The sequence below is a fragment of the Paenibacillus jepli genome, from assembly GCF_047238105.1.
Taxonomy (GTDB): domain Bacteria; phylum Bacillota; class Bacilli; order Paenibacillales; family Paenibacillaceae; genus Paenibacillus_D.
The window spans coordinates 3,584,035-3,601,793 of the sequence record NZ_JBDFMD010000001.1 but is presented as its reverse complement, the minus strand read 5'-3'; the positions used below and the strand labels follow the sequence as shown (position 1 = coordinate 3,601,793).

11 protein-coding genes are annotated in these 17,759 nt (G+C 55.7%); 3 read left to right on the top strand and 8 right to left on the bottom strand.

Features of this window, described 5'->3' with window-relative positions:
• Positions 1-332: 332 nt before the first annotated feature.
• Positions 333-1,841: a malate dehydrogenase (quinone) gene (gene mqo, locus ABC336_RS15855; protein WP_413239549.1), complete on the bottom strand. Its 1,509-nt coding sequence runs from the start codon at positions 1,839-1,841 to the stop codon at positions 333-335.
• Between the two features lie 212 nt (positions 1,842-2,053).
• On the opposite strand from mqo, the gene ABC336_RS15850 reads away from it, so the two are divergent.
• From ABC336_RS15850 to ABC336_RS15840, 3 genes are all read left to right on the top strand, one after another.
• Complete coding sequence (locus tag ABC336_RS15850) at positions 2,054-2,536, top strand: nucleoside deaminase (RefSeq protein ID WP_413239548.1); 483 nt, start codon at positions 2,054-2,056, stop codon at positions 2,534-2,536.
• A 309-nt stretch (positions 2,537-2,845) separates the two neighbouring features.
• Positions 2,846-3,028, top strand: coding sequence for a carbon storage regulator (locus ABC336_RS15845; RefSeq protein ID WP_413239547.1), 183 nt, complete (start codon positions 2,846-2,848; stop codon positions 3,026-3,028).
• A gap of 192 nt (positions 3,029-3,220) precedes the next feature.
• Positions 3,221-5,938 carry a flagellin N-terminal helical domain-containing protein gene (locus tag ABC336_RS15840; RefSeq protein WP_413239546.1) on the top strand — a complete coding sequence of 906 codons (2,718 nt, stop codon included), beginning with the start codon at positions 3,221-3,223 and terminating at the stop codon, positions 5,936-5,938.
• Between the two features lie 66 nt (positions 5,939-6,004).
• Here ABC336_RS15840 and ABC336_RS15835 read toward each other — a convergent pair whose 3' ends face one another.
• The 7 genes from ABC336_RS15835 to ABC336_RS15805 form a co-directional block, all read right to left on the bottom strand.
• The gene (locus ABC336_RS15835) at positions 6,005-7,261 is read right to left on the bottom strand and encodes an S-layer homology domain-containing protein (RefSeq protein ID WP_413239545.1); all 1,257 of its coding nucleotides are present in this window, start codon (positions 7,259-7,261) and stop codon (positions 6,005-6,007) included.
• Positions 7,195-10,392, bottom strand: coding sequence for a fibronectin type III domain-containing protein (locus ABC336_RS15830; RefSeq protein ID WP_413239544.1), 3,198 nt, complete (start codon positions 10,390-10,392; stop codon positions 7,195-7,197). Before ABC336_RS15830 ends, ABC336_RS15835 begins: the two co-directional genes overlap by 67 nt.
• Positions 10,393-10,720: 328 nt before the next feature.
• Complete coding sequence (locus ABC336_RS15825) at positions 10,721-11,725, bottom strand: Gfo/Idh/MocA family protein (RefSeq protein ID WP_413239543.1); 1,005 nt, start codon at positions 11,723-11,725, stop codon at positions 10,721-10,723.
• 42 nt (positions 11,726-11,767) lie between these two features.
• The gene (locus ABC336_RS15820) at positions 11,768-12,607 is read right to left on the bottom strand and encodes a carbohydrate ABC transporter permease (RefSeq protein ID WP_413239542.1); all 840 of its coding nucleotides are present in this window, start codon (positions 12,605-12,607) and stop codon (positions 11,768-11,770) included.
• Complete coding sequence (locus ABC336_RS15815) at positions 12,607-13,590, bottom strand: carbohydrate ABC transporter permease (RefSeq protein ID WP_413239541.1); 984 nt, start codon at positions 13,588-13,590, stop codon at positions 12,607-12,609. The genes ABC336_RS15820 and ABC336_RS15815 overlap by 1 nt, the downstream gene beginning before the upstream one ends.
• A gap of 77 nt (positions 13,591-13,667) precedes the next feature.
• Positions 13,668-15,014, bottom strand: a complete 1,347-nt coding sequence (locus ABC336_RS15810; protein WP_413239540.1) for an ABC transporter substrate-binding protein — start codon at positions 15,012-15,014, stop codon at positions 13,668-13,670.
• 330 nt (positions 15,015-15,344) lie between these two features.
• Positions 15,345-17,606: a helix-turn-helix domain-containing protein gene (locus ABC336_RS15805; RefSeq protein WP_413239539.1), complete on the bottom strand. Its 2,262-nt coding sequence runs from the start codon at positions 17,604-17,606 to the stop codon at positions 15,345-15,347.
• Positions 17,607-17,759 lie beyond the last annotated feature (153 nt).

Genomic DNA, 17,759 nt, shown 5'->3' with positions numbered 1-17,759 from the left:
ATGTTGGACTAACCTATGGTTTGAAGAAAGATAGCGGATCGTATGTCCGTAAGGACGCTAAAACGAGTCTAATTGCAGCGATAGCGCCTATTGAGTCCGATAGATGGGGCTTGGGGGCTTGGGGGCTTGGGGGCTTGTGACCTCAAAGACTTGGAGGGTCGGAGGGGCAGAGGTCTGGTGGATAGAGGGGGTTGGTGCGCTTGTGGGCTGGTGGGTCGAGGGTGCGGGGGCTGGAAGGTTGGCCGGCCTGGTGGACAGTGAATACAGCGATTAACTACTAAAAAAAGCGGCCTTCATCCCGAATTCAGAATGGAGACCGCTGCTATACCGTGCTATACCGTTTGTTTAACTTTTGCTGACTTTCCCGCGAGTCCGAGCACCTGCACATTGCTCGTGTCCAGCTCTTGGATCAACTCAGGCTCGGCCACCAGCTTCATGCCATAAGATGGAATCATCTCGCGAATCTTTGGCTCCCACTCCGGCAGTTGGCTCGGGAAGCACTTCTGGATAACCTCCAGCATGACGGATACCGCCGTCGACGCGCCCGGGGATGCGCCCAACAGAGCGGCGATGGAACCATCGGATGCGCTGATGACCTCCGTACCGAACTGCAGCGTGCCCTTGCCTGCCGGCGTATTTTTGATGATCTGCACCCGCTGGCCGGCCACCAGCAGCTCCCAATCCTCACTCTTGGCGCCAGGTACGAACTCCCGCAGCTCGTCCATCCGCTTCTCCTTGGAGAGCATGACCTGCTTGATCAGGTAGGTTGTCAGCGGGACGTTCTTGACGCCTGCCGACGTCATCGTAATCAAGTTATGCCCCTTGACCGAGGTGATCAGGTCGAACATCGAGCCGAACTTCAGGAACTTCGGCGAGAAGCCGGCGAACGGTCCGAAGAACAGCGACTCTTTGCCGTCGATGAAGCGGGTGTCCAGATGAGGCACCGACATCGGCGGTGCGCCGACCGGCGCCTTGCCGTACACCTTGGCATGATGCTGGGCGACGATCTCCGGCTTGCGGCAGACCAGGAAGATGCCGCTAACCGGGAAGCCGCCGATCGCCCTGCCCTCGGGGATGCCTGACTTCTGGAGCAGATGCAGACTGCCGCCGCCGCTGCCGATGAAGACGAACTTGGCATTCATGCGCTCGACCGCGCCGTTCTCCGTGTTGCGTACTTTCAACTGCCATGTGCCGTCGCTGGCCCGCTTGATGTCATCGACGTTCCGGTTATATTGCAGATCAACCTTTTTCCGTTGCAGATGCTTGAACAAAAGTCGGGTCAACGAACCGAAGTTCACGTCCGTCCCCGAATCGATCTTGGTCGCTGCGATCGGCTTGTTCACGTTGCGTTCCTTCATGATAAGCGGGATCCACTCCGCCAGCTTGGCAGGATCGTCCGAATACTCCATGCCCGCGAACAGCGGATTGGCCGACATCGTCTCGAACCGCTTCTTGAGGAAAGCTACATCCTTCTCGCCCTGCACGAAGCTCATATGGGGCAGCGGCACGATGAAATCGCGGGCGCTCTTGATCATCTTCTTCTGCACGAGATAGGACCAGAACTGCTGCGATACGCGGAATTCTTCATTGACTTTGACGGCCTTGCTAATATCTATCGAACCGTCCGGTTTCTCGGTCGTGTAGTTCAGCTCGCACAAGGAAGCATGTCCGGTGCCGGCGTTGTTCCATTCGTTAGAGCTCTCCTCGCCCGCTGTCGACCTTCTCTCCAGTACGGTGATGCTCCAGTCGGGTGCGAGTTCCTTCAACAATGATCCCAGGGTCGCACTCATGATGCCGGCGCCGATCAGGATCACGTCAGTTGTCTGTTGTCTGTTGCTCATGATTACCATCCTTATATCCTAAGATTTGCAGAAAGGATGCAGGCGCTCCAGCTAAAAACGCCACAGCAAAGCCCGAGCGCAGACGAATCATACACCCCTCCGAATCAATATATACTCTTCCTATTTTAACACTATTGGGTGTGGATTAAAATATCTAATTGCTGTTAGAGTAGGAGTAACCCGGTAAGAATACTATACGAGGAGGAAATACGATGATTCGGGACATCGATCGCATGCACCTAAATCGCTGTATCGAGCTCGCTCAGGCAGCTCTGGAGACCGGCGACGAGCCGTTCGGCTCTGTTCTTGTCTCGGCGGATGGAGAAATACTAATGGAGGATCACAACCATGTCGCGGGCGGCGACCATACACAGCATCCAGAGTTCGCCCTGGCGCGATGGGCAGCTCAGCATATGACAACGGAAGAACGGCAGCGGGCTACCGTGTATACCTCGGGAGAACACTGTCCGATGTGCGCTGCAGCGCATGGCTGGGCCGGCCTGGGGCGCATCGTGTACGCCAGTTCCTCGGAGCAGCTGTCAAGGTGGCTGGGCGAGCTGGGCGTCGCTCCCGGCCGCGTCCGCAGTTTGCCGATCCAGGACGTCATACGTGACACTCCTGTAGACGGACCCGTGCCAGAGCTGGCCGACCGGGTGAGAGAGCTTCATCGGCGTTTTCATGACCAGAATCGTTAAGCGCGGTAGCGCAAAATTATTTTTTGTAAGCCCTAAACAAATGAACCGTCCTGCCGATATATAAGAAAAATGGATATACGCTTCCTCATGGACGAGTAGAAGCGCATGGGTGTTCAGGGACGATTACGGTCTTCTTCGCCATGCGCGCTACTCGTCTTTTTGCTGTGCGCTCAGGTACGATCACCACAACCATATCAGGCTTAGGGATGAGCAAACCAATCGCCGTTACTCTTCAGGACGAAGAAGGCTGCGATGTGTTTGCTCATTTTTTGTACCCATTTTACCAACCAAGATTAGGGAGATGAGCCCATGCTCGTACTAGGGAGAAAGCCGGGAGAATATATCATGATCGACAACAACATTATGGTGAAGGTGATCAAGAGCGATGAGGGCCATCTGCGCCTGGCCATCGATGCCCCGAGACACATCCCGATCGTCCGCGGCGAGTTGGCTGGCCGAGGCAGCGGTACACAAGACTGCGGTATGGAATAACGTTTTAAAAAGATCTCTGCCACTTAAGGACGAGTGGTGTAGTTCAGGGAAGAACCGCGAAACGCCTCGCTTTGACCGTCTATCGATCAGCGCGCGACTCGAAAGATCGGCACGGCAGGCTCGACGCACGGGCTTCACACAGGTTGCAAATGGAGAGGCAGCCTGAACCACACCACACGGAGGTAGAGAAAGATGAGAATCAATCACAACATCGCGGCATTGAACACGCACCGGCAGCTGGCAACGAACAACGTGGGCACAAGCAAATCCTTGGAGAAGCTGTCTTCCGGTCTGCGGATTAACCGTGCCGGCGACGATGCGGCCGGTCTGGCGATTTCCGAAAAGATGCGGGGGCAAATCCGCGGCTTGGAGCAGGCTACCCGCAACTCGCAGGACGCCATCTCACTGATCCAAACGGCTGAGGGAGCACTCAGCGAGACGCACAGCATTCTGCAGCGTATGCGCGAGCTGGCTGCGCAATCGGCGAACGGCACGAACTCCACGGAAGATCGTCAGGCGATTCAGGAGGAAGTCAACCAGCTGACCTCCGAGATCAACCGGATCGGCAATACAACCGAGTTTAACACCAAGAGCCTCCTAAAAGGTGAGCTCAACGTGGAGACAGCGAAAACGGCTAACGTTACTGGCGGAGCCGTCTCCGGCAACATCTCGATTACAGCAGCAGATACTGTTGCAACCGCCACAGGCTCTGCGCTTGGCAGTGTCAACATCTCTGCAATTGGCGGCGGTACCGTAACCGGTAATGTGTCTTATAGCAATCCTTCCGATGCGGGCAGCGGTCCAAACATTGAAGCCACTTCTGCAACGGCGACGGGCACGGTAGATGCCTCTACGCTTGGCGGAGCCTTCACCATTGTCGACGCCTCCACCGAAGGCGCGACAATTACTTCTTCGAGAGCTTACACGACTGCCGCAGGTCCAGATGTTACTGCAAATGACAACGAGCTTACGATCAGCCTGAACGGGGTCTCCGCCTCGATTTCATTGGCTGTAGTCGATTATGATAACAGTGGCGCAGGTACCACGGCAGCTGATTTCAGAGACGATCTGCAAGCCAAGATTCAAGCGCTGGGCGGGGACTTTGCCAATGTGACGGTCAATTTCAACGGTGATGGCGAGCTCGTCTTCAAAACGGCTGATGCAGGTGACAGCTTCGCCTTAGTCGGCGGCAATGCCCTCACCCATCTATCTACAGCCGGTGACGGTTCCGACCTGGTGGCTGGAGCGGACACGCCGAACAATGAACTTACGCTGACGGTTGGTGGCAATACTCAGACGATCAGCTTGACTGCCGATACGTATGATATGGCAAATGCAGCCGGACGCAACAGCTTCCTGGCGGACCTGAATACGCAGTTGGACAGTACATTCGGCAATGGCAATGTCGTGGCTTCCTTCGATGCCAGCACGAACAGACTGGTACTGACCAACAATGTAGAAGGCGTAGCCAGCACCATCACCAATATTACGGGCTCGGCGGCGTCTGAACTCGGCTTGACTAGTGCAGCTTATGAGCAAGGCAGCCAGAACAATCTGCTGACGGTCTCCTTGAACGGTGTGGAGCAGACCATCAGCCTGGCCACGCAAGATTATTCGGATGCACTTGGCGGCTTGAGTGCGCAGGATTTCATTGATGATATCGAGACCAAAATCCAAGCGCTGGGCGGCGCATTCGCAAGCGTGTCGGTTGGCTTCGATGCCGATAACAATATTGTGTTCTCAACGGCGGATGCTGCAGACGAGTTCGCGGTTGTTGGAACAGGCGGCGCAGCTGCATTAGTTGGAACTTCGTTCACAACTGGCACAGCAGGGTCGGGTAACAATCAACTGTCCGTCACAGTCGGTGGCGTGACGAAGAGTGTGACCCTCGCAGATGGCAACTATGACTTCACGGACGTCAACGATCGTACGAGCTTCCTGACCGATCTGAACAGCAAGCTGGACACTGCATTTGGCTTAGGCAATGCCGAGGCATCCTTCACGTCCGACAACAAGCTGGTCATCACCAACAATCTGACAGGCAGTGACAGCACAATCGGCGCGATTACAGGAAGTGCATCGGCTGCGCTTGGCCTCGGCTCGGCAGAGGTCGCGCAGGGACAGAATGCCAACCATACCGGCACGTTATCCATCGACGGCATTGAAGTGAATATTGAACTGGCAGTGGGCAACTATACTGCAGGCGGTCTGGCTTCCGACTTGCAGACCCAGATTCGTGCGGCTGACCCTGCTCTGGCCAATGCAACGGTAAGCCTGGCAGATGGCAAATTCGTCATTTCGACCGGAACACAGGGTGCTGAAGGAACGGTATCCATCGGTGCGGACGAGCTTGCCAAAACGTTAAAGTTGACTGCTTCCGAGGGAGCTCAATCGACAGTAGGCTCTGACGCTGTGGATCAAGGACTGAAGATGCAGATCGGCGCCAATAACGGACAAACGCTGACGGTGGACATCGGCGACATGCGCTCGCTGGCCCTGGGCATCTCCGGTATAAGCGCAGGTGCCGCACAGGGATCTGTTGCTGGCGCAGCGTTCTCCGCTTTTCAAGCCGTAACCAACGGAACGAACAACACGGGCGTGGAGTATAGTCTGGATGTTACGACATCGGAGAAAGCAACCGCTGCGATCGAAGTGATGGACAATGCGATCCGTTCGGTCTCCAATGAGCGTTCCAAGCTGGGGGCATTCCAGAATCGTCTGGAGCACACCATCAACAATCTGGGCGCTTCCGCAGAGAACCTGACTGCAGCCGAATCCCGGATTCGTGATGTAGATATGGCCAAAGAGATGATGGAGTTCACGAAGAACAACATCCTTACCCAAGCAGCGCAAGCGATGCTGGCTCAAGCCAACCAGCAGCCGCAAGGCGTGCTGCAGTTGCTTCGTTGATCCGATCCTCACACAGCAACCCCCGTTCGCCAGTTGGCGACGGGGGTTGCTTCTGTCTCTAATGGATTAACGAATCTGCAAAGCGCGGTGCATCACCGTCGCGGCTTCGGCGCGCGTGGCTTGGCCGCGGGGCTCGAAGCTGCCATCCGGGTAGCCGTCCATCAAGCCGGCATTGCCGGCGCTGGCTACAGCTCTCCGGCCTTCTTCCGTCTGATCCGCCAGGTCGGCGAAGGCAGGCTGCGCGGATCCGTCCGGCAGCTGCAGAGCACGCTGCAGCATGATCGCCATCTCCACCCGCGTGATCGGCGCCGAGACGCCGAACGTGCCGTCATCGCGTCCCCGGATGATACCGGAGCTGACGGCCGCCTGTACGGCATCAGCATACCAGCTGTCCGGAGCGACATCCGGGAATGCCAGCTCCACAGGCTGACCTGCCGGCAGATCCAGCATGCCGACCAGCATCTGGACGAATTCGGCCCGGGTCACCTGCGATTGCGGATCGAACGCTCCCTGGCCTTTGCCCTGAATAATGCCGCGGGCCGCCAGCGTTTCGATCGCCGCCTGAGCCCACGGTACACGACTCAGGTCATCGAAGCGTACGGGGTTGTGTACGATAGCATAGCTGCCGGGCCGATCCGTCTCCAGGCGCACCCCGCGTATAGCCGGATCGTAATCCGCCTGTTTCTCGATGTGCCAATTGCCATCCTCGCCGATACTATAGACTACGATATGCTGCGGCTGCTCGCCAGCCCGCAAGGTGTAGGGGATGCGCACCTCAACCGATTGGCCATCGCCCGGGTGGAACACCTCATCGCCCCGTTGCAAGGTCAAGGCCACCAGAGGGCGGGCCGCCGATCCGGCTCGCATCGATGCAGGAAGACTATCCGGTTCCAGCATTTCTACGCGTAACGTCAGTGCTTCCCCATCATCGCCTGCCCACTCGCCGAGCACCCCGGCCGGTATCGTGACCGCAGCCCGGTCCGTCTCCAGCTCCAGCGCCGAACCGGCAGCCAGCGCCTCGGCGATCCGCTCGGCGGAAGCTTCGGCAACCACGGCTCCTGCACCTTCAGGAGCCGGCTCAACAGACGCCTCTTCCCCCGGCTCCTCGTCCGGGACATCGATAGGAAAACCGCCGTTCCAATACCCGCCGCCACTCGCGGGGGCGGTCGGGGTCACCTCACCCGATAGGGCAGAGGGCTCAGACCGGCCGGCTGCATTCAGCGCGGTGACCGAGAAACGGTAGGCGCTGCCATTGGTCAGACCGGATATCGTAACCGGACTGGCCGCCGCTTCAACCCTACGTACGGCTTCGCCTTCAGCCACACGGTCACTTCGTAGCCTGTGATCTCACTGCTGCCTGCCTCCTCCGGGGCAGTGAAGCGGATCTCGGCCGTACCGTTGCCCGCCTGCGCCCGGATGTCTGTCGGCGCTCCCGGCACTTCCGGATCAGGCTCTTCTACGCCCGGCGTGACTCGGACCGTATTCGACGCCTCCGATTCGCCGCCAGCATTGCTGCCCTTGATGGAGTACGTGTACTCCACGCCGGGTTCCACCGACCGGTCATAGAATGTATTCACTTTGGCAGTGCCGACCTGCTCTGTCACGCCGTCGCTCTCGCGGTAGATCCGGACCTCCACCGCTCCACCGCCTGCCGTCCAGATGAGTCCCACGAAGCTGTCTCCCGACAGCCCGACGAACAGATCCTGCGGCGTCCCCGGCACCGGCATCTCGATCTCGATATCTGCCGACGGCGCCGTTTCGCCCATCTCATTGACGGCTGCCACCTGGTAGCGATAGCTGGCCTGGCCCAGACTCACCTGCCGGTCTTCATAGGCCGGCACGTCACTCTCTCCGATCTTGGCGAACGCAGCTTCGCTCTCCGCCTTGCGGTAGATGACGTAGCTGTCCGCACCCTCTACGGCCGGCCATTCCAGGCCAAATGCTCCCGGCGTCACTTCACCGGCTGATAGTCCGGCCGGCACTTCCGGCAAGGTCACGGGCGGATTGGTCGTCACGCCAATCTGCTCGGAGTGCTCCGACTCGCCTCCGGCTCCTGTTGCCGTCACCCGGTACGTATAAGCTGTAGAAGGCTCTACGTCTGTATCCGTGAATCGTGTGGCCGACGCGCTGCCAATCCGCTGCTCCTCGCCGCCTGCTTCAGCCCGGTATATCGTATAGCTGAGTGCCTCGTCCACGGGCTGCCACGCCAGCTCGACCGAGATACTGCCTGTGCGCGCGGCCTCGAGTCCTGCCGGCGCCGGCGGCGCAGGCTGCGAAGCGTCATAAGTTGGTACAGCTACGGCTTCCGAGGCTGCGGATTCTCCACCGACGCCAAGCGCTGTAACCTTGTACGTATAGGTAATCCCCTGCTCAATGTCCTGATCCTCGTATACTGCCGTTCCTGGAGCGGCTACCGCCCGGAACGCCTCGTCCTTGGAGGAAGCACGGTAGATCAGATAGCGATCCGCTCCGTCCACCGGCGTCCAATCAAGCGCCACGGTATCCGCTGCTGCGAGCTCGCCCTGCAGGCTGGTCGGCGCTTTCTCCGGCACAGCCCCTTCCGGGTCCGCCGGCTTCAGGATGACAAAGTAGTTCATACGTGAGGTGCCGTTATTGGGGCCCGTTACGATCCGGGTGCCGCTGCTAGCCCGCTGCTTGTACAGCTTGAAGGTTATCGGCTGATCGTCGACGATGGTCAGACCCGTGTCTTCATAGTCCGAAGACAGCCACTCCGGAAGCTCTGTGATCCGGGCATCGTGGGCGATATAGACATCCGTGTCCGCGACCAGCCAGAACGAGAGCAGATCCGGATTCGAGGCGCTGCGCGAGGCTACCGGTGAGCGGATCCATTCGGTCCCGGCTACCTCCTCAGGCAGGCTCACGATTCTATAGGCGCGGTTCCCGGTCATCCGGTCGCTGGCCACATAGTCTCCCACTTGCAGATCCGACTGGATCGACCAAAGCTCGGCATTGGCACTGCCGGCCGTACTGTTGTCATGAATCACGGCATTGCGGACCCATTCACCGTCCATGACAGGCAGAGCGGGGGCAGGCACCTCCGGCTCCGGAATGACCGGCGGCTCGAAGGGGTCGCCCGTCCAGGCGAGCGGCGTCATCGGATACTGCTCCGGGAAACCGGGTTCCGCCAGTTCATGAAGATACTTCTCCAGATTGGTATAGCCATCGCCAGTCATATCGTGGTTCCGGTCCTCCGGATCGAGCGGATCCAGGCCGTGGGCGAGCTCCCACTCATCCGGCATGCCGTCGCGGTCCGTATCGACGGGCCCGGTAGCGCTGGCCAGCTCCGGGAACCCGCCGACATCGTCCTCATGGCCGATGATGACGCCCGTCTGGTTGCGCACATCGCCGATGATGCGCTCATCCACACCATCCCGGTACAGCGAGGACCCGGCATGGTTCAGGACATGCTCATAAGCGGTTTCGGGATCTTGCGTATGAACCGGCGGATAATTGAATCGCTCGGGCACCAGCAGACTGGGGCGTGCGGTCTCCATCATGTCCGGCCCCGTATCGGTGCCGTCCAGCTCGCCGTTTTTGTTGCTGTCGATGCGGTTATTGTGCAGATACAGATTGTAGTTTTCATTGCCGCGGACGACCGCATACTGCGGGTCGGCGGAGTTTTTGCCTGCGATGAAGTAGTTGGCTTCAACATTGCCATAACCCTTGGTCCCTGATTCTCCTCCTGCCACGTAAGGGAACTCGCCCCAGTTATAGATGACGTTGTTGACAAAATCAATCTGCCCTTTGGTCTTCGGATTGCGGTCGTTGTTGTGAGCATACAGGTTGTGGTGCATGCTGATCGTTGTCATCTCGATCAGCCCGCCCATCGAGTGGGTCAGCAGCCCTTCGGACATGATCGACCATTGCACAGTGATGTCGCTCGAGGTCGGATTTTCATAGTCTTTGCTCAGGATCGACAGGACCTCATCGGTGCCCCACGAGAAGCTGGAGTGGTCAATGATGACATTGCGGCTGTTCTCAAAATACATCGTGTCGTCCTGGGCATCCAGCGCACCCATCCGGAAACGCAGGTAACGGACGATAATATCGTCACAGTCGATGAAGCGGATATTATTGCCCCGGATCGTCACCCCTTCCCCAGGCGCGGTCTGGCCTGCAATCGTAATATTGGATTTGCCCCGGACGATGATCTGCGGGATCGTCAGTTCACCCGAGATCTCGAACACGATCGTACGCGGCGTATCGCCGACGGTCGTAAGGGCATCATGGAAGGTGCCCGGTCCGGTCAGTTCATAGCTGGTGACGTGGTACACTTCACCGCCCCGCCCCCCGGTCGCCGCAGCGCCGAACCCTTCGGCACCCGGAAAAGCGGGAAGCACAGCTTCGTTTGCTGCGTGTGCAGCGGGAGCAGATACAGGCAACAGAGAGAAACATAGTGCCGCGCACAAGATGAGTGCCAAGCCTTTTTTCATTTCTTTACCTCCGGTCTCCTGAATGTGCGCGGTTATAAAACGCTTACACAAGTCCCCGCGCCGCGGATTTGTCAGCTATCAGTATAGTCATGCGTCTGCCTGTGCGGCAATCAACCATCCCGCCAGCCCATGCGCCGATCATCCAGTTCACGCAGCTTCGCCGGATCGGTGCGTTGTCTGTCGGATCTGCTCATTAATAAGAAACATTTGACAATACAAAGTATTACTTAGTAATTCCAAAGCATAACTTCATACAAAACCCTCTGGCAAATCCACCTTTTTTGGAGGTTTTACCAGAGGGTTCTGCGTTCAATTGCATAAATAGCGGTTATATACGTTCCACTTGACCGCTCGTCACGGAGCGGTGGATGGCATGGACCAGTCTCGTGTTCAGCACTCCGGAAGCCGCATCCGCTTCCGGATGAGTACCCAGCCGGACATGGTCGACGAAAGCATGCAGCATATAGTTTGGTGCTGACGTCAGCTGTCCGTTGATTGTCGTGCCAAGCGTATGCATATGACTATAGACGTTACCAGCGTGACGCACCATCTGATCCGCCAGATCGACATACAGCGCTCCGTTCTCGCCGATGATCTCCACCTTGAAATCGTAGATCAGCGGCATCGACTCTGGCAGCACCCAGCTTGTTGTAAAGGAAGCGTTGGTTCCATCGTCAAAGGAGACGATGGTCTGTATGGCATCATAGGTGTCGATTCCCATAGCCGCCAACTTCCTCTTGGTACCTGCCGCATATACGGAGACCGGCTTGCTTTCCTTCTTCAGCCATAAGGCGATATCCGTCGCATGCGGGAACAAAAACCAGCCCGGCGTGGAATTCTGCGCCCACTTCAGCATTTTCGTCGGTACAAATATTGTGTCGTTTAGTCGCGCGTTTACGTTAAGAATAGTGCCCAGTTCTCCGCGCTCAACGGCATTTTTCACTGCTACAAAAGGTGCATTCCAGCGGTTCTCAAAGGCAATCATACAGATAATGCCTGCTTGTTCGACGGCCTCATGCATCTCCAGCGCTTCTTCCACACTGGTCGAGAACGGCTTCTCGACCATGATATGGATGCCTTTGGCAGCTGCCAGCAAGACTGGCTCGCGGTGCAGAAAATCCGGCGTCGCAATGACCAGGGCGTCAAGTGTCTCCCGTTCGATCATCTCTGCCACGTCAAGATACCCCGGGACCTTGTACTTTTGCTTGCTGGCCTCCAAAGTCCCCTCATATGCATCACTGACCGCAACAAGCGCTGCGTAAGGATTCTGCTGCAGTGTATCTGCGAACAAGCTTCCTCGGATACCCATACCGACGATACCGAATCTGATCATTGTCTCTGCTCCTTTTCATAAATAATCGGTCTAAGTTGTGTCTTATTTCACTGCCCCTGCAGTCATTCCGCTAACGAGATGCTTCTGCAGCACCCAGAAGATGATAACAATCGGCAAGGTCGTAATGACTGAGCCTGCCATCATGTAATCCCAGTTGACCACATACTGTCCCTGGAAGCTGGCAATGCCGACAGACAGCGTCCACTTGCTGTAATCGCTAATGAAGGTCTGCGCAAACATGAATTCATTCCAGCTGGTCAGAAAGGAGAAGACGCCTGTCACTACCAACCCGGGCAGCGTTAGCGGCAGGATGACGCGGACGAACGTCGTCCAGCGATTGGCCCCGTCCACACTCGCCGCCTCGTCTATCGATTTGGATACACTGTCAAAGTAGCCTTTCAACATCCAGGTACAGAACGGAATGGCAAACGTCGCATATGCGATCACCAGCCCAAAATGCGAATTAAGCAGCTGATAGTCCCGCATAATCATGTAAAGCGGGATGATCAGCAGGGAGCCGGGCAGCATCTGCGTCAGCAAAATAATGTAGCCGATCGACATTCGCCCGCGAAAGCCAAACCGTGACATCGCATATCCGCCAAGCGCCGAGACCACCAGTGAAAGGACCGTTGTCAGCAAGGAGACGAGTGTCGTATTCCAGAACCACCTCAAAAAGTTGGCGTTATCGTCGGCATGCGGATCGAGCATCCCCTGGTAACCGCTCAGATTCAGTTCCTGAGGCAGATAGGTCAGCGGATAGTTGTAAATCTCGCTTTGGGGCTTCAGTGATGTCAAGATCATCCATATGAACGGCGATACGGCAAATAACGTAATGGCAATCGCACACACATAGATAATGGCATGTCTTAGAAAGCTTTTCATTACTGTTCACCTGCCTTGGTCGCCTTCATATAGAGCAAAGTAAAGACGACAGATATCACTAGCAGGATCATGCCTGCCGCCGCCGCCAGCCCGAAATCAAAGGATTGGAAGCCGGCACGATAGATAAAGATGGTCAGAATCTCGGTGACCCGGCTTGGTCCACCGCCCGTAAGCACATACACAATACCAAAATCCTTGATGGTCCAAATAATCAACAGTAAAAATACGATGACCGATACCGGCTTCAGCATAGGGAAGGTGACATTGGCGAATTGGCGCCATCTGCCCGCGCCATCCATGCTGGCCGCTTCGTAGAGGTCCTTGGGGATCCCTTGCAATCCGGCCAATAGCATAATGGCGGCAAAAGGAAACCCCTTCCATACATTGACGAACATCGCCGCTCCGAGCGCCGTGTCGGTCTCGCCCAAGAAAGCGATCGGGTTGCTTAATACGTTCATTTTGAGCAAGATATCGTTAATGACGCCAAACTGATAATCATACATCAGAATAAATACCAGGCAGGCCACAACCTCCGGCACTGCCCAAGGGATAATAACCAGTGCACGGACAAGACCTCTGCCCTTGAAAGGCGTATTTAACAACACGGCGGTGCCCATGCCCAGGACAAACCGGAGCAAGACCGTGACGACGATATATAAAAAAGTAATCCAGAGCGAATTGAGAAAATAACCGGATGTAAGCGTTGCTTGATAATTATCGAGCCCGACGAACGGGTTGCCCTCCGGGATCGGGCGCGCAACCTTCCAGTATTGAAAACTCATCAAGCCCGCTTTTAGAATCGGATATATTAAGACCAGACCTATGGCTAATACAAGCGGCGAGACGAATAAATACGCGGCCATATTGTTCCGCAGGTGCCGCTTAAACCGCATCCATCGGCTACTGCCGCGATTTGTCCCCCCGATGCCCGGCGCCGCTAACATAGCAGCGTTCTGGCTGTGATTCTGCTCATCGGCAGTCATGGCTGTTCCTCCCTTGCTAGCTTTGTAGCCGATTTGAGAAGTTCAGGGCCCGAGACCGGGCCCTGCTCCAGAGCTTCTTATTGCAGTGCTTCTCTCATCTGCTCCGCCGCACTGTCGAGCACAGTCTGCGCGTCCCGCTTGCCGACAAACATATCTTGCGTCGCATTGATCAAAATCTGCGACAACGTGCCCAGCTCAGGGATCGGCGGGTCCATCACTGCAGGCGCATAGACCTCCTCCTGGAACTGGAAGAACTGTGCTGCGAGCGGGTATTCGGATTGGTAGGCTTCGGATTCCGCATACGATTTGCTGCTTGGGATCATCCCGGATTGAGCTATAAGCGCTTGCGCCTCGTCCGAAGCCATCCATTGCAGGAACGCCCACGCCTCATCCTGATGGTCGCTCTTGGCGGAGATCATCGAGACGATCGGATAATTATGTGGATTGGGCTGGTAGACCTGGCCTTCATACTCGACCGACGGCTGAGGGATCACGCCCAGATCCTCCAGCAGCGCCTCGTCGCGCTCCTGGGTCATCCCGATAAACCATGGGCCGTCCATGACCATGCCAACTTGCTGGTTCCAGAACATCTCACGGCTAACTTTTTTGTCGCGCGTACCCGGCGGCGTAGCTTGTTCATTGGCCATCAGCTCCTGCCACCACTCGGCCGCCCATACATTGGCCGGCGAATTTACGTTGACACGATCCGGCTCATACGGCCCGGCTTCCCCATCGCCGAAGAAGATGCCGCCCGAGATCGGACGCGCGATCAGTCGGTACCATTCCGATGCGACGAACGGATGTGTCCCGAGCACGCTGGAGAAGCCATATCGTTGATCTGCGCTGCCCAGTTGGATCGCCGCTTCCTTGAAGTCTTCGATCGTTTGGATTGCTTCCGGATCGATACCAGCCTCTTCAAACATTGCTTTGCTATAGAAGATGCCGGTCGTGCCCCAAGCGTAGTTGGAGAGGGCATAGTAGCTGCCGTCTACCGTGCTCAGTTCCTGCCCTACCAGCTTATCTTCCAACCCTGCCTCCTGGATGCGGCTGTCCAGATTGACGAAGGTCCCGCCCTCTGTCAACGCATTGTAGGTAGCGATATTTTCGGGATAGACCTGTACGATGTCACCCTGGGTGCCCGCGAGAATCTCGGTCGTCAGCTTGTCCCAATAATTCTCATAGTCGGTACCGTGTACGCGGATGGTTACATTAGGATTCGTTTCATTGTACTTGGCAATCAAGGCATCGATTGCTTTCTTATGAGGCTCTTCTGCATAGACAGACGTTTCGAACGTAAGTGTAATCTGTTGTCCCGCTTCGTTCCCCGTTTCGCCGCCAGGGGTGGTATTGCTGCTCGCACAACCGCCAAGCATGACCGCAGCCATTATAGCCGCTATAGACGTTTGGATTGTCCTTCTTGTCATCTTTTCTTTCATCCCCTTACCCATCTCCCATTCACGATTGATTTATCGAGCCTGCATTTCGTCTTGGCTCCGTCTTACGCCCTTATCAAAACATGTTGGTTCCGTTTTCACAACAAACAAGATTCACCAGGCAAGCCAAAACTACAATCCCACCCTCTGTAAACGTTTTTTTCATGTTATATAAACTGACTTTAAATACCGATGCTTCTAAGAGCATGTAGAAACTATTTTCTCAAGCAAACTTTTCGTCGATTCACCAGGTTTCAAGGACAATATAACAAGCAGCGCCGGGCGTGATCGCCTTGCGCTGCTGCATAAGTGGATATAAAGTTAGCTGGACTGAACGCTTTTGCGGTAATCTGCGGGTGCCATGCCAACGACCTTTTTGAAGCTGCGGGCAAAGGAGATGGGACTACTGTACCCCAACCGCTCGGTGATTTCCTGGACGGTAAAGCTCGTCTCCGCCAGCAGCCGTTTTCCTTCTTCCATCCGCAGCTCGATCAGGAAGTCGACAAATTTGACACCATACTCTTCCTTGAATAATCGGCTCAAGTACTTGCCGCTGACGCCAAACTTCTCCTGCAGAAAGTCCAGCGAAAGTTCGGGATTGGTAAAATGCTGCTCAATGTAGGCCTTCATTTCTTTCATCATGGAGCCCTGGGTTTTGGACTCTCGCTTTGTATTGATCATCCCCGCATATCTTCCCAGCAGTTCGACAAACGCTTCGGCCGTGTCCCGAATCCACTCTGCTTCCTTAAGCGCTCCATTCAGTCCGGGCAAGATCTGCTCCTGCCACTCCTCGACATAATCCGGATGCATGCCGCCGACGGCCTTGTCCATGTAGAACAACAAGTATTTCAACACACTGTCCAGTCCACGTCTAGAGACCCTATGGTCCTCAAGCTCAGCGAATAGATCTTCCAGCTCCGTCAGCCAGCGCGACTCCGCCCGTTTGAACGCATCCACCAGCGAATCGATTTTCTGAAAGTAGGCATAGACGTGCTCCTGTATCTGTGGAGCATCTGTATAGGCTATCACGCTGCCCCCGCCATCAACCGCTTTGTACTGCAAGGCTTCCAGCGCTTCCTGGTAGGAATCGCGAAGATTATCCGGATGCTCCACAGATTCGCCAAGGCCTATCGTGCAGGTCGCCTGTCCGGACAAGCCTCGATGTGCCTCCGATCGGCACTCTTCCATCAGCTGTACCATCTCACCGCCGGGTTCAGCCAGTGTCTCCTGTCCGATGACGATCACAGCCAGCTGATTGACCGAGATCCAGAGCATCCACACCCCATAACCCGAACGCTGCAGCCGTTCCGCCAATACCGTTTCGAGCCGTTGCTTATGCTCGGCTTGCCGCTCCAACGACATGTCCTTGCTCCATTGCGACCAGCGGTCGATCTCCAGGATGAAAACTTGCTGTCTGCCGAAGCTTCGAGGCAGGCCATAACGGTCCGCCTCCTCTTCCCAGCTGTCCAAATCTATTGACCGCGTGCCCTCAAGGAGCTCATGAAGGAAGAAATTGCGCTTCACGCCCAGGTCTTTGGTCAACTGTTCCTGAAAGGAGGTGTTTTGGCCAATCATTCTCTTCAGGGTCGAATCAATAAATGAAAATTCATTTTTATAGACCGGCGGTTCCGTATTCGAGATATCGTCGCGATCGGCGGGCGACAGACGCTGCAGCTCATCGACCAGATTGCGAATCGGCCGATAATTTTGCCTGGTCACATACACCATCCATACAATAGACAGAACGACAAGCACGAACCCCAGTACAAACCACACATTGGAAAGAGACAACATAAAGCTGACTGCACGGGCATTTTGAATTCCGCTCTCCGCTTTCCAGCCCGTATAACTGGAGACGGCAACCGATTGAATAAGATTGGAGGGTTCATCGCCAGCTGCGGACTCCAATGTCACCTGGCTGTTCCCGAACATAGGGATGTTCTGCCTGTCATAGAGTTGCAGTCTGCTGACATCGGGGTTATACATCTGCTGTACAAGGCTGTACAGCGCTTCGGTGCTGACATTGACCACGATCATCCCTAGCTTGGAGGAGAAGATCGTCACACTTCTCGTCATCGTCACGACATGCGCCCCGTGATCCGACTCCAGCTCCTTGTACAGGCGGACATCGGACCAGTTGCTGTTGGGTCTTGCCAGTTTGTCGGCGATGAAATCACTGTCCGCATACTGTCCAGCCGGATAAGCCGTGCTTACATTCAGCACAGACCCATCTACTGACCGTACCATATAAATCGAATGAATCAGCGGGTTCGTCAGTTTCAGTTCTTGCAGCAGATTCATGACATAGACTTGCAAAGTCAGATCCGAGATGTCGCTGTCTGAGAAATAGCGCAATACGGACTGATTCCGCAGCATCTCAAGGGTGATTTTCTGATCTAGCATCGATAGCGAAGAATCAATCATCAATTGAGCCTGCTCGGCAAGAAACTGGTTGGCTCGTTCGGCATTTTTATGATTCACTTCACTCAAATGCTGAAAAAACACAAAAAACAGAAATGCCGGAACAATTAAAAAAACAGGCATATAGAGCATCAACATGCGTGTAAACCAATTCTGATTCATGGTGCGGGTGCCCTCTCTGTTAGTTTGATACAAGTGTATCAAACGTCCGCATGCTGTCAATGATCAGTTAATCGCTTACCGAGAGAATCGCCTGTGGATGTCTCTCTGCCGTGGCACAACCCTCCTGTAAGAATATAATGAACAAGCTCTAAT

What these genes read in the sequence shown, in the direction of transcription:
- mqo (WP_413239549.1), bottom strand. Translation starts at nt 1,841, where the DNA reads ATGAGCAACAGACAACAGACAACTGACGTGATCCTGATCGGCGCCGGC.
- ABC336_RS15850 (WP_413239548.1), top strand. Translation starts at nt 2,054, where the DNA reads ATGATTCGGGACATCGATCGCATGCACCTAAATCGCTGTATCGAGCTC.
- ABC336_RS15845 (WP_413239547.1), top strand. Translation starts at nt 2,846, where the DNA reads ATGCTCGTACTAGGGAGAAAGCCGGGAGAATATATCATGATCGACAAC.
- ABC336_RS15840 (WP_413239546.1), top strand. Translation starts at nt 3,221, where the DNA reads ATGAGAATCAATCACAACATCGCGGCATTGAACACGCACCGGCAGCTG.
- ABC336_RS15830 (WP_413239544.1), bottom strand. Translation starts at nt 10,392, where the DNA reads ATGAAAAAAGGCTTGGCACTCATCTTGTGCGCGGCACTATGTTTCTCT.
- ABC336_RS15825 (WP_413239543.1), bottom strand. Translation starts at nt 11,725, where the DNA reads ATGATCAGATTCGGTATCGTCGGTATGGGTATCCGAGGAAGCTTGTTC.
- ABC336_RS15820 (WP_413239542.1), bottom strand. Translation starts at nt 12,607, where the DNA reads ATGAAAAGCTTTCTAAGACATGCCATTATCTATGTGTGTGCGATTGCC.
- ABC336_RS15815 (WP_413239541.1), bottom strand. Translation starts at nt 13,590, where the DNA reads ATGACTGCCGATGAGCAGAATCACAGCCAGAACGCTGCTATGTTAGCG.
- ABC336_RS15810 (WP_413239540.1), bottom strand. Translation starts at nt 15,014, where the DNA reads ATGACAAGAAGGACAATCCAAACGTCTATAGCGGCTATAATGGCTGCG.
- ABC336_RS15805 (WP_413239539.1), bottom strand. Translation starts at nt 17,606, where the DNA reads ATGAATCAGAATTGGTTTACACGCATGTTGATGCTCTATATGCCTGTT.